Origin of the sequence: Hyphomicrobium sp. (assembly GCF_036833075.1) — a bacterium.
Lineage (GTDB): Bacteria > Pseudomonadota > Alphaproteobacteria > Rhizobiales > Hyphomicrobiaceae > Hyphomicrobium_C.
In genome coordinates, this window is the sequence record NZ_DAITQL010000008.1 from 1 (window position 1) to 12,318 (window position 12,318).

Sequence of the window (12,318 nt, forward strand, 5' to 3'; positions counted from 1 at the left end):
TCTCTAGGGGCCGGATTCTAGCGCCGTCTGGACTAAATTGCGGGGGTCACATCACAATTTATAAGCGAGTACCTTCCGGGAGGGCAAGGTCACGTTGGGATTTTGTTCGGCTAGTTCGACGCCGGTTTGTGCATTTGATCGCTGCTTGAAATTTCGGCTCTATTTTTCTGCGCATGTACAGAAACTGCAGAAAATAGTGGCGAGATGAATCGATACGAAATTTTTCTGCGCGATTGACGTCTGAGTTGAAGGCGCATATGAGTGCGCCGATCTACGCGTTTGTGACGGGGAGGTTGAGGCACATGAAACTACTGCTTGGTCTGGGTACGCTTCTGGTCTCCCTGCAAGTGGCGACGACGCCGGCCTCTGCGGAAACGCAAGTTTCCAAGGACGTTATTGCCAAGGTCGAAGGCGCGATCGCCACGCTGAAAACTGAATGTGAGAGTGATCTCAAATCCTACTGCAGCAACGTTTCCCCTGGGGAGGGCCGCATCGCACTTTGCATGCTGGCGCATGAAGATAAGCTTTCGGACAAGTGCTTCGGCGCCCTGTTTGATGCTGCAGAGCGCATCGATCTTGCGGTCAGCAATATCGGGCGAGCCGCAGAGATCTGCGAAGCCGATATCGCGTCGCATTGTGGCTCCGTTGCACCCGGCGGAGGACGTATCATGCAGTGCCTCATTGATAAGAGCGCCGAGCTTTCGTCCGCTTGCCGGTCCGAAGTTGATGGGTTTCGGGGACGTATGCGAAAAAACTAGAGAGCGAGCCTGACCTGGGTAACGCAGGTGTGTTTTAGTGTGTAGCCACAAGTGATCTCACGGGAGACGATTTATTGCGCTCGGGCGCGCCGCACTCACGTGAGCTGCGCTAAACCGAAGCGAGCGCGTTCGGTCGGACAACGATGATTTTTTTTTGTTCGCGTTCGGAGTTGCGGCTGGCGTTCTGGTTGGCTCGCTTGTCCTCATGGAATACGGCCGGCGCCTGGGAGCCAAGCGTCTTGCTGAGAAAGCGGGGATGGCGGCTAGCCTCAGCACCGTCGAAGGTGCTGTTTTCGCGCTGATGGGCCTTTTGCTGGCCTTCACCCTCTCGGGTGCCTTGCAAAGATTTGATGAGCGCCGTCAATTGGCGCTGCAGGAAGCCAATGCCATCGGCACGGCCTACATTCGACTGAACCTGCTTCCTGAAAGTGCTCGCACACCACTCCGCAGGGACTTCCAGATCTATCTGGAACATCGCATCGAATTATTTCGATTACCGATCGACTATTCAATATCGGACCGGAGGGAGATCTTCTCGAGCAATCAAAAAGAGAAGATCGAGGCGCTTAAGATGAAACTTTGGGATCATGCAGTTTCGTCGTGCGGGGCCACTCCCGATGCCACCGCCTGCATTCTGATCCTGCCGGCGATCAACAATGCCTTCGAATCGGCCCAGCTTCGCACCGGTATCAACGATAAGCATCCACCTACAATAGTCTACGCGATGCTCTTGGGATTGGCGCTCGGTGCCGCTCTCCTTGCCGGGTATGGCATGGGGATCACCAACTCGCGAAGCTGGCCGCACATGTTGATCTTCTCCAGCGCGCTCGCGATCACACTCTACGTCATAACCGACATTGAATTTCCGCGCCTCGGCTTTGTCAGGGTCGACTTCGACCATGCTCTGGGTGACGTGCTCGCGCGAATGCATTGACGCACCGGCCCGGCTGGAGAAAGCTGCATTAAGCAGGCCGACTTTCAGGGGAGTACAGTCATGGCGGGCGTTGTCGGTTGGAGCGGTCGCAGGAATGCCAGCTCGGGGTTCGTAGCGATTGCGTTTGCCGCTGTCATGTTGATCTCGAACCGCGCGTCGGCCAATCAGCCGGTAGCCATCGGAACGGGCTCTCCGTCAGGCCTCTACTACAGTGCCGGCATCGCGGTTTGTGATGCGGTTTTGAAGCTCGCGAAGTATCCATGTACGGTCGCCTCTACAAGGGGATCCGCTTCGAATATTCTGACGCTCGATCCTGGGAAAATCCAGTTTGGTATCGTGCAATCCGACGTGCAGTTCGAAGCCGCGCACGGTCACGACGCCTATGCCTTCATCGGCGCATCGGAGAACCTGCGGTCTCTCTTCTCGCTGCATGCGGAAGCGTTCACCGTGGTGGTGAGATCGGATTCTCCGGTTACCGAGTTCGATCAACTTCGTGGAAAGCGCCTGAACCTCGGCCCGTTCGGAACCGGAACGTTGAATACTGGCGAGGAGGTGATCAACCATCTCGGCTGGTCCGAGCTCGACAGGAAATTCATCTCGCATACCGATCCGAGCTTGATCCGTGATGCTCTTTGTTCAGGAGAGATCGACGCCTCCGCCTACCTGATCGGTCATCCGTCCGACAATATTGCTGAAATCAGCAAGAGCTGTTCCATACGTCTCGTCTCGCTCGACCTCGAGACGGTGGCTCGCATCGCTAAAAACAAGCCCTACTTTTCCGCAGTAACGATTGCCGGCACCTATCAGGGCAATCCAGATCCGGTGACCACGCTGGGCGTCGTAGCCACGATGGTGACCTTGGCGTCCGTTCCGGATGATCTCGTCTACACGCTCGTAAAGGCATTCTTCCAAGCCCTGCCTGACATTCGCGCGCAAAATCCAGCGTTCTCGGACTTGAGGGAGCGCACGATGATATCGCACGGGCTCACTGCTCCGCTTCATCCAGGTGCGCTTCGGTACTACCGCGAGGCGGGATGGGTCGGACCAAACGGTGATGGAGCGCCCTCCGGCAATTTGGGAAGCAATCCGGAGAAGAATCCCGTGCTCCGACTCCCAACGTCAGCACAAACGGTTCCCCTGCTGTCGTCGCCCAAAATCCCGCCGGCCAAAGAGGACCCGAACGCGCTTCCAAGTCTTTCGCCCCCTACCGGACATGGGGATGGTCCGGAGCATTGGGATAAGACACCTCCGCCCTTCAGAAGCTCGGATTGAGCCAAGCGGGAATTGCTTTCGTGCTGTGCTCGCAGTCTTGGCTCGACTTACTCGAGCTCAGACGGCCTGACCTCTCGCGCACCTGGAGCCGGCACGAAAGAAAATAAGCCAGGCGCCAGGTTTGCCGGCTCGATCCATTCGAACTCGTTGGTTTGCATGGACCGATCGTTCGAAGCCAAGGCCCGGCTCACGACCTTCCTCGGCAACGGCGGTGGCTTGCGGTCGAGACAGATATCCCAGCTCTGGTCGAAGCGCTGGATGGCGAAGCGGTCACACGCTTTTCCATTTACGGTGTCCTCGCCATGCGGCGTCACGCTATGCAGCTCGCCGAACTCCACCGCCCAAATGAAATCGAGGAACTTGGCCTGGGACCCGAGCAGGCCGACGGCCAGATACATTGTTCCGATAATGGAGTCACTCGCCGACATGCGTGAGAATTTTCCGCTCTTGGGCCGCACGATCGTGAACGTGGCGCCGTCCGAGATGAAGACGTAGTCGCCTTGGGTCGAGGACAACTCGACGCGAAAGCTGCTGGGCCGCCTGATGTAGAATTTCGCCGACCCGCTTCGCCCCAGGCTCGCGAGGTCGCTCGTCTCCCGAAACGAGGTCTTGAAGGCAAGCTCGCTGGTCTGCGCAAAATAGTCCCGCATGCTCTTCAACGGGCCGAGGCTCTCCAGTTTTGTAACAGAGAGATCGTCGGTCGCTTGATCGTGCCCAGCCACGGCAAGGGCAGGCATGCAGATGGCAACGCAAGCGAGAATGAGCCGGTAGCGCATCTTGATTTCCTGCTCGAGCGCGTTGCCGATAGTCCTTATGTCATTGGCAACGGACTATGGCGCCAAGACGGGGGTCCACCCAGCGTCCGGATTGAACGCTGCGATCCTGTCCGCGACACGAGCGCTATCCTCGCCCAGATCTTTCTCGAATACGTCTCCGTCCTGATTGACGATGAACGACTTCACGCCGGAGTTTGCATATTCGGCTGGGGTTGCAATCATAGCAAAGCCACCGATCATGCGCCCTTTCACGATGTAGTCGCGCGCACCGCCGGCAGCTTTGGGGCCTTGCTCCGTCAGGATCCGGAAGAGATAGCCGTGATAGGGTGTCGGCCCAGTCTTGCCGCGCCGATATCCCTCGGCGTGCGCTTCCGCCACGAGCGGTCCAAGCGGGCTTTCCGCTTCGCCTTCGGTGGTCGGCCAATAGAGCCCATCGCGTTTGCCTCTGCTGCTCGCGAGCTTGCGCGCGTATTGGAGGCCTTTTCCGTCATGATTGATCTCACCATACTCGCGCTGTGCATCGGCATAGACGCGCAGGACTTCGATTGCGGCAAGCTCGTTCCTGCCGATACGCCGGTCGAGAATTTCCTCTTCTCCAGCTTGAGTATCGAAGCGCCACTTTCCGTCTTCGGATACGAGCGGCAGCGGAAAGGGAAAATCCTCATGGCCAACATAGAGAATGGTCGGCCCCTCGCCGACCTGGCGGATTTCGTGCGTCTCGTCGTAGGCTGCAACGAAGCGTTCGCGCGTATCGGCATCGGCGACGGCATCCCCGGAACTGGCAATCTTCCTTCCATCTGCTCCCAGAACGTCGAGAATATCTTCCAGCGTTCCGGATCGCACGGCCGCAACCAGCGCATCCACTGCCGATGACGGCGAAACATACGTGGCCTGCGTGGCCATGCCGGGTGAGCTTGCGGCGAAGATCGACACGAGCGTCCACGCCAGGGTGGCGCGCATTTTCTGTCTGCCGAGATAGGTCATCTCATCCTCGTCCCGATTGGGCTAGCGGGTTATCGCCGTCGGCCGCCACCGCGACCGCCTCCGCCGCTAGGGCGATGACCGCCGCCGTGCGGCCTGGCGCTTGGCTTCATGGTGCTGCGGCTTGCCTTGCCCCGTTCGGCATCCCGGCGCACATCGGAACCGCGTTTGACGTCGAATGCGCCCGGAGTTGGGTTGTTGACTTTTGCTCGATCACGGCCGGCCGCCTTGCGGTCTGCGTCGCGCGGCGTGTGGCGGTCACTCGTTCGATCCTTGCTCTTCCCGCCCGATCGGTCTCCCGCCTCGCTGCGTACCTTGTTGCCTGCATCTCCGGCCCTGCTTTCCGACCGGGGGCGATCCGCGTCCTTGAGCCGCTTCTCGATCTCGGCGCGGTCGCGACCGCGGAATTCGTCCTTGCCCTTCGAGGTCCGGTCGGCCTGCTTAAATTTCTCACGCACATCCTTATCGCGGTAAGGGACGGAGCCTCGCTGCTCTGGCCGGTGCTGCCACTTCGAATTCTCGAGCCTGCCGCGATCGATATTGATGTTGTTCCATTTGTCGACATCGATATCGATATCGTGGTGATGCCAGTCGCAATGGTTCCAACCCCATATTCCGGAGGCAACGGCCACTCCGGCGCCCCACCAGAAACCGTTGACGAATGATGATCCGGGATAGGTCCACGCATAAGGTGGATACGTCGGGTACCACCAGTCGCCGTAAACGACAGTTGTCTGATAGACCGGTACGTACACAGTTTCCGGGCTCGCGGGCTCGATGACGTAAACCGGTTGGCTACCCGAGCTGCTCTGCTTCACCTTCTGCTGCTTGTTGCTCTTCAGGTTGCCGGCTTCGTACGCCTTGTTTCGGAGAAACTGGATCTCGTCCATGACGTCTTCCTGCTGCGCAAGGAAGGCGTCTCCGAGCTTCTGCGTCCATTCGAGCTTGTCGCTCATATTCCGCAGCACATCCGGAAACTGCACCAGTGCCTTGATGCTGGGATCCCATCCTTTGCTCTGGAGCGCCTTTTCCAGCGCTTCACCCTTGAGCTTGGTATTGGCTTTCTCGGCGCGCCATCGCGCCGCCTGCACCACATCGAGCGGATAGGTCGAAGCGATCAGGACGCTCGTCAGAAGCTGGTCGGGATAGAGTGCGACCGGCGCCAGAAGCTGCTGTAGCTCCTCCTTCTTGAGCTTGTCGTCGGCTCCCAGAGCCGGGGCGCCCGCAATGAGCGCAACTGCAAGGGCTGAAAAGGTCCACGCGACGAACCGGTGCAACATAACGGCGTCCCCAACTCGGAACCAAATATCGGCAGGTCCACCCCGCTCGGATAAAGGCTGTTAGAAGGGGCGCTGTCTAGAAACTATTATGCGCTTTCTCTTGGTCAATCAATCGGGTGCGAATGAAAATGATAGAATGCGTCTAGATGCCAGCCGATGCACTTTTTATATAGCCTCGATCGGAACGTCATGAATTTTCAATGTTTGAGGTCGTTTCCAACGGAACTACTCACAAGTCGAGGCAGAGGTCAGAGGGTGTTCTCAGAAAGCTCACCTCTCCGTGCAAAATTTTTCCGTTTCTCCAACGCCAGCAGCGAGCCTCCCCACGGAAAGTGGCAAGCCGCCCAGACCGAAACGAGCTCGATGATCACCAGGGCATACCTTAACCTTAGGGAGTCTACGCCATGAGAGGAGAAAGCGTATTGGCTTAGCGCGCCCACGGCGAAGGGACCCAGGAGAAGACCAATACAATTGACTGAGAGCAGGAGCACAGCGGAGGCGACGGGCCTGTGATGGGGGCGAACCCGGTTATGGGCAACGGCCAGAGAGGGTCCGGCAAACGCAGTGCCGAATGCGGCGGGTACGGAAGGAGCTGACGGCAAGCGGGGCGATCGCGATCAATATTGCCGCCGATAGCCACAGTGCCCAGCGGATGTCCCGTCGCTGCAGACGCTCGGTGAGATAACCGCTGAGCCACGTTCCCACCGCTCCAAGAGCGCCAGCGGTTGCGGCGATGTAGACGCCTGCTTCGGCGACCATCAAACCATGGGAACGGATGAGAAAGGGGGGCATCCACGCAAGCAATGAGTAGCCTACGAGGGAAGTCAGCGTCGCGCCTGCAAAGACGTGCACCATCACGCGATCCACCCAAAGGGCGCGGAGGAACGTATCGTTATCGAATTTCGTAAGCCACAACAGGTAAAGAAGTTTCTGAAGAGGTAGTAGATCACGTGCGCTTCACGGTGGCGAGTTGGCATGACGTTTTGATTTTGATGGTGCTCCGTGCAAACGATCGATCGCAGTGATCAACGCAAGGGCGCAATGATTTATTTCCGCGTCTCAAGCACACGCCAAATATACAATGAGCGCATAGACTGCCGCTGCAGCGAAGTTAAGGCTCACGTTTGGATCGGTTGCTCCCTACGTCAAAGCGGCGTATCAGTGTAATGAATAATACCCTCGTTCTACGCCCGAAACCCTTTTCCCAGAAGGGGCCTCAGTAGGCCCGCAGCCGCCCATGGCAAGCTCCTCGCGCGACCCTCTCGAGATCTACAACGTTCTCCGAACCCGCAATCCCGACGAGCTGCACGAGCGGCTTTCACCCCTCTATGCGGTCAGCAGTTTTGATCTGCCGCGCCGCAAAGTCGGTTTCGACGCGACGCTCAATCACTGTCGGCTCGAGGACGTCGGCGTCAGCTTTGCCCGCTATGGCGCGCCGGTCCGGATCCGGCTGGTGAACACCGATTTCTTTACGCAAGGGTTCGGCATTCGCGGATCCGGCGAGGCGACGAGTGACGGCAAGGTCTTCAAGGTTGGAGGAGGAAGGGGCGGCTCGGCCGGACCGGGCGCAACGGCGCAGCTCGATTATCGGGCCGGCCTCGAGCACATCTTTTTGAGAATCGACCCGGCGGCGCTCCATCGTAAGCTATCCGCCCTGCTCGGAAATCCCAGCAGCCGCCCTCTTACACTCGATGGCCACTACGATCCGTCGGCCCTCGCGGGACAGCTCCGGCTCTTGCGCTTCGTGATTTCGGAGCTCGATCGCGGAGCGGAGGCGCTTCCTGCGGTTTGCCTGGCCGAGCTCAGCCAGTCGCTGATTGTCGCCTATCTCTATGCAAATCAGCACAACTATAGCGAGTCGCTTAACGCGAAGTCACTTTCAGCGGCACCCTGGCAGGTGCTTCGCGCCATGGAATTCATCGAGGCGAACTGGGACAGGCCGCTCTCGATTGAAACGCTTGCGGAGATAACCGGCGTCAGCGCGCGAAGTCTTTTTGCCACGTTCAGAAAGGCGCGCGGGTGCTCGCCGATGGCTTTCGTTCGCCATGTTCGCCTAAGGCGTGCGAGAGAATTTCTTTCCGAGCCAGGAGCGGACACGACCGTGAGCGCGGTCGTGAGTGCGTGCAGGTTCAGCAATCCAGGGCATTTCTCAAAACTATACTTCGACTGCTTCGGCGAGCTGCCATCGGAAACGCTGAGCCGAGGCCGGCGCCGCAAACTGTGAGTTCGCCACCCATGCCTGCACCCACTCTTGCGGCGCTTGCCGGAGCGATGTGCATCGCGGCGAGCTTTCTCCACCTCGGCGTCATTGCGGATTTCCTTTCGAAGCCCATTCTGATCGGCTTCCTGAACGGCGTCGCGCTCTGGATCATTCTCGGCCAGGACGACAAGATTTTCGGGTTTGCCCTGCATGAAGATCGGGTCTTGCCGCGCATCATCGAAATCGCGGGCGGAGTGGGAGACATCCACTGGCCCACGCTCGCCGTCGCAGCAGCAACACTCGCCATCATGGTGATCCTGCCGCGCATCACCGCTTGGCTGCCTGCATCGCTCTTCTTGTAAGTGAAGAAGCGGGTATAGATCGACTCGGGCGCGGCATCCTTGAATGCGTCGATGAGGCTCCGCCTGTCGTCAGGCCGGATCGCCCGCAGGATCGTCAGGTGACGTGCGCCTCTGTTCCCTGGACCGTCATTCCCCTGGTGGTCACGGACGTCCAGAGTTTCATCGCCGCCGGACAAGTCAGAACCGAAGAACAGCTGATCGATGCCGCCAAGACCGGTGCTCCCGGCACGTTGACCGTTTTCCTGCAGCCGCTTTTCGAGGGCGGTATCGACCGGGTCACTCCGGGCAGCAGTTGCATTGCAAATGCTTACACGAACAACCACGACCGGCTCTCGGACCCTGACATCGGCTTTTGGAAGTGGCTGGGGACTGCACGTGGTCGACACCGTCAGCGTCGTGCACGCATTAATCCTGCGTTTGCAGACGCTTATGTTTCCCATCAAGGTTTGGCGGACATTGACGGAAGCCGGCCTGTTTCCGAGCGGCGGGCGGCGCGATCCGCGCACTGCCCGGCGGATCGGGACGCCCTCGGTGGTCAAGCGCGCATCGCCAGGCATTGGAGCCGCTGACGACGTAGTGTTTTGGCGCGGCGGCTACAAAACCTGCTTGAGAGCACATCAGAGGAGACTCAACGATGGAAAAATGCACAGGCACGCGGCCGGTCGATATGCCGTCGCGATGGCGATGGGCCTTTTATTCATGCGGGCGAAGCGGCGCGCGCCGATGAGGACGTCTGGCCCTCAGTGCGGAGCGAGGTGTTCGGGTCGCGTGCGATGACGGAGAGTGACGGAGTGGTGCTTATCGAGGCGCCGGAGAGACCGATGTCATGGGCGCACTCGGACTGAGATGCAGTGTGGGACGCTGAGTGTTCGAAGCAGGCACGTCATTAACCGCGAACGTGACCGACTCAGACTTCCCTCAAGACCGACTGGACTTCTCGCACCAAAGACGCATTGCTGTGGGGCGTGACGGCCATAGGCGCCGTCCTAGGGCTCGCCTCGCAACGCGCGGGGCTTTTAGTGGTGCGAACGTCGCATCTGACGTTCCCAACCATGGAGTCCAAATCATGTCATCCCTTACTGTTGAGACCTCGTCCAAATCCAAGCGCGCCAACAATCACCGCAAAGCAACAGCTCAGATTCCCGCGGTCAGCCGGAGCAAGGCGAAGAAGCCTGTTTCGCATCAGGATCAACCGCAGACCTCGAAGCAAGAGCAGGTGCTGTCACTCTTGCGCCGATCTGGCGGCGCAAGCATCGACGAGATCATGCAGGCAACGGACTGGCAGCAGCACAGTGTGCGCGGCTTCCTGGCCGGCACGGTGAAGAAGAAGCTCGGCCTGACACTGACATCGTCGAAGACGGCAAGCGGTGAACGCCGATATCGGATCGAGGCGCAGCGCGGTCGCTGACATGGCCTACCGGAAGGTTATGGCGGCTGCATCCGATGCAGCCGCCAGTCTCGCGAATGAGATCGCACCGTCACCAACATGTCGCACGGCGACCTGCAGACAGCGTGGCGCAGGCACTTTCGGTATCCCGCGCCGAAGAAGCTCAGCAGAGCACTTCTGGAGCTTGGCATCGCCTGGAAACTGCAAGAGTGCACGCACGGTGGTTTGAGCGCCGCCAACCGGCGCAGGCTCGACGAGCTGGCTCGGACGATGTCAACGAATGCCGATTTCGCCCAACCGCGGACCACAACCTTGAAGCCCGGCGCCCGCATCATTCGGGACTGGGGTGGCCAGACGCACGAGATCCTGGTTACGGAAGACGGCTTCGTCTGGCACGGCAAGACCTGGTCCTCCCTGTCGGTCATCGCCCGCGAGATGACAGGCACCCGCTGGTCAGGGCCGCGGTTCTTCGGGCTTGGCAGGAAAGTCTCAAAGCAAGATCGGGACGTCGATGCGTAGCCGAGGCGCCACCAATCTACCCATACGCCATCGCTGCGCGATCTACACGCGCAAGTCATCCGAAGAAGGCCTCGAGCAGGAATTCAACTCGCTCAATGCCCAGCGGAAAGCCTGCGAAGCCTATATCAAGAGCCAGAAGGCCGCTGGCTGGGCGGCTATTCCGGCGATGTACGATGATGGGGGCTACTCCGGCGGCAGCATGGATCGGCCGGCCCTCCGGCGCCTGCTGGTGGACATCGAGGCCGGCCTCATCGATACCGTCGTCGTCTACAAGGTCGACCGCCTGACGCGCTCCTTGGCCGACTTCGCCAAGATCGTCGACGCCTTCGATGCCAGGAACGTATCGTTCGTCTCCGTCACCCAGCAGTTCAATACAACCAGCTCGATGGGGCGTCTGACGCTCAACATGCTGTTATCCTTCGCGCAGTTTGAGCGCGAGGTCACGGGTGAACGCATCCGTGACAAGATTGCCGCCTCGAAACGGAAAGGCATGTGGATGGGCGGCGTCACACCTCTCGGCTACGACGTCGACGACCGCAAGCTTCTGATCAACGAGCAGGAGGCCGACACGGTCCGCCACATCTTCCGCTGCTACGCGGTCCTGAAGTCCGTTCGCGCCCTCAAAGAGGAGTTGGATGCCACTGGCATTGTGAGCAAAGTCCGCGCCGGCCAGAGGCCGGGCGGTGTTCCGATTTCACCTGGCGCGCTCTATCAGATGCTGCAGAACCGGATCTATCGCGGCGAAATTGTTCACCAGGGCAACGTCTATCCCGGCCTTCACGAAGCCATCATCGACGACGCACTTTGGGATGAAGTCCAGAAGACCCTGGCCGAGAACCGGGTGGAGAGGATCACTCGCTCGACGGCGTCTGATCCGAGTTTGCTCGCCGGCCTCGTTTTCGACGGCACCGGCGAGCGTATGTCTCCGACCCACGCCAACAAGAAAGGCGTGCGCTACCGCTACTACGTCAGCCAAACCCTCATCAAACGGAGCCGCCGCTCCGCATCGAACATAGCTTGCCGTATCCCCGCAGCCGATCTCGAAACGCTCATCGAAGAGCGCGTCCGCGCGTTGCTGAAGAACAAGGCGCTCATTCTTGATGCTGCTGGATCTGCGTCTCTCTCAGCACGAAAAGCCCTGATCAAGCAGGCCGCCAATCTCGCCCACCGTTGGCCAGCACTCTCAGCCTCCCACAGGCGAGCCATCATTCGCGCGCTTGTCACACGCATCGACGTGCGGCCGAACACGGTGGAAATCTCGATCTGCATCGGCATGCTCGCGAACGTCACCAATCCGGCTCTCGACATCCAGAAGCTCCCCGCGCAGCCAACGAGTCCCATCGAAGTCCTTACGATTCCCGCATGTGTGCGGCGCACCGGCATGGAGACGAAGCTCTTGATCGACGGCGCTCCGTCAGGACACCGAGAGCCGGACCGCAGCCTGCTGCGCCTGCTCGGCCAAGCCCGCCGCTTCGGCAACATGATCACTCAAAACGCGGACGCATCCGTCGCGGACCTTGCCGCAAAGGCTGGCGTCACCCGATCCTATTTCACTCGGGTGTTCCGACTGAGCTTCCTCGCCCCCGAGATCACCGCTGCCATTCTGCAAGGCCGCCAGCATCCAGAGCTGACCGCCAACAAGCTGATGCAGGTCGGCGCGCTGAGCTCCTCCTGGCCGGACCAGCATCGCCAACTCGGATTCAAATAAGGCCGAATTCGCCCGAAGGTGCACGCGCACCGGTACCACCTCAAAGTCGATAGGAGACTTTCGGCGCCAAGGGTCCGTGGACCTGGCACCACGTGCGTCTCTCCGGTCGCTTGCCGAGGGACGTCCGCCGCTAAGTCGCGG

Annotated in this window: 12 protein-coding genes; 9 read left to right on the plus strand and 3 right to left on the minus strand. The window is 59.7% G+C overall.

Annotated elements, in window-relative coordinates:
• Positions 1 to 302 precede the first annotated feature (302 nt).
• The 3 genes from V7082_RS04035 to V7082_RS04045 all read left to right on the plus strand — a co-directional run bounded on the left by V7082_RS04035 (position 303) and on the right by V7082_RS04045 (position 2,964).
• Positions 303 to 758 (plus strand): cysteine rich repeat-containing protein, encoded by a 456-nt coding sequence (locus V7082_RS04035; RefSeq protein WP_334146337.1) that lies wholly within the window; start codon positions 303 to 305, stop codon positions 756 to 758.
• Between the two features lie 154 nt (positions 759 to 912).
• Positions 913 to 1,692, plus strand: a complete 780-nt coding sequence (locus V7082_RS04040; protein WP_334146338.1) for a bestrophin-like domain — start codon at positions 913 to 915, stop codon at positions 1,690 to 1,692.
• A gap of 60 nt (positions 1,693 to 1,752) precedes the next feature.
• A complete protein-coding gene (locus V7082_RS04045) occupies positions 1,753 to 2,964 on the plus strand; it encodes a TAXI family TRAP transporter solute-binding subunit (RefSeq protein ID WP_334146339.1) in 1,212 nt (403 codons plus the stop codon).
• A 47-nt stretch (positions 2,965 to 3,011) separates the two neighbouring features.
• Here the strand turns inward: V7082_RS04045 and V7082_RS04050 are convergent, their stop codons facing one another.
• From V7082_RS04050 to V7082_RS04060, 3 genes are read right to left on the minus strand one after another with little or no spacing between them, the layout of a single operon-like run.
• A complete protein-coding gene (locus V7082_RS04050; RefSeq protein WP_334146340.1) occupies positions 3,012 to 3,740 on the minus strand; it encodes a DUF2092 domain-containing protein in 729 nt (242 codons plus the stop codon).
• Between the two features lie 54 nt (positions 3,741 to 3,794).
• A complete protein-coding gene (locus tag V7082_RS04055; RefSeq protein WP_334146341.1) occupies positions 3,795 to 4,724 on the minus strand; it encodes a DUF2950 domain-containing protein in 930 nt (309 codons plus the stop codon).
• Positions 4,725 to 4,753: 29 nt separating this feature from the next.
• Entirely contained in the window at positions 4,754 to 6,001 is a 1,248-nt protein-coding gene (locus tag V7082_RS04060; RefSeq protein WP_334146342.1) for a DUF3300 domain-containing protein, read from the minus strand.
• 1,237 nt (positions 6,002 to 7,238) lie between these two features.
• On the opposite strand from V7082_RS04060, the gene V7082_RS04065 reads away from it, so the two are divergent.
• The 6 genes from V7082_RS04065 (at position 7,239) to V7082_RS04090 (ending at position 12,177) form a co-directional block, all read left to right on the plus strand.
• Positions 7,239 to 8,225 carry a helix-turn-helix domain-containing protein gene (locus V7082_RS04065; protein ID WP_334146343.1) on the plus strand — a complete coding sequence of 329 codons (987 nt, stop codon included), beginning with the start codon at positions 7,239 to 7,241 and terminating at the stop codon, positions 8,223 to 8,225.
• Between the two features lie 11 nt (positions 8,226 to 8,236).
• Positions 8,237 to 8,563 (plus strand): SulP family inorganic anion transporter, encoded by a 327-nt coding sequence (locus V7082_RS04070; RefSeq protein WP_334146344.1) that lies wholly within the window; start codon positions 8,237 to 8,239, stop codon positions 8,561 to 8,563.
• The gene (locus V7082_RS21525) at positions 8,536 to 9,132 is read left to right on the plus strand and encodes a hypothetical protein (RefSeq protein WP_442909750.1); all 597 of its coding nucleotides are present in this window, start codon (positions 8,536 to 8,538) and stop codon (positions 9,130 to 9,132) included. The genes V7082_RS04070 and V7082_RS21525 overlap by 28 nt, the downstream gene beginning before the upstream one ends.
• 497 nt (positions 9,133 to 9,629) lie before the next feature.
• A complete protein-coding gene (locus V7082_RS04080) occupies positions 9,630 to 9,971 on the plus strand; it encodes a DUF3489 domain-containing protein (RefSeq protein WP_334146345.1) in 342 nt (113 codons plus the stop codon).
• Between the two features lie 78 nt (positions 9,972 to 10,049).
• Positions 10,050 to 10,469, plus strand: coding sequence for a DUF2924 domain-containing protein (locus tag V7082_RS04085; protein ID WP_334146346.1), 420 nt, complete (start codon positions 10,050 to 10,052; stop codon positions 10,467 to 10,469).
• The gene (locus V7082_RS04090) at positions 10,462 to 12,177 is read left to right on the plus strand and encodes a recombinase family protein (RefSeq protein ID WP_334146347.1); all 1,716 of its coding nucleotides are present in this window, start codon (positions 10,462 to 10,464) and stop codon (positions 12,175 to 12,177) included. Before V7082_RS04085 ends, V7082_RS04090 begins: the two co-directional genes overlap by 8 nt.
• Positions 12,178 to 12,318 lie beyond the last annotated feature (141 nt).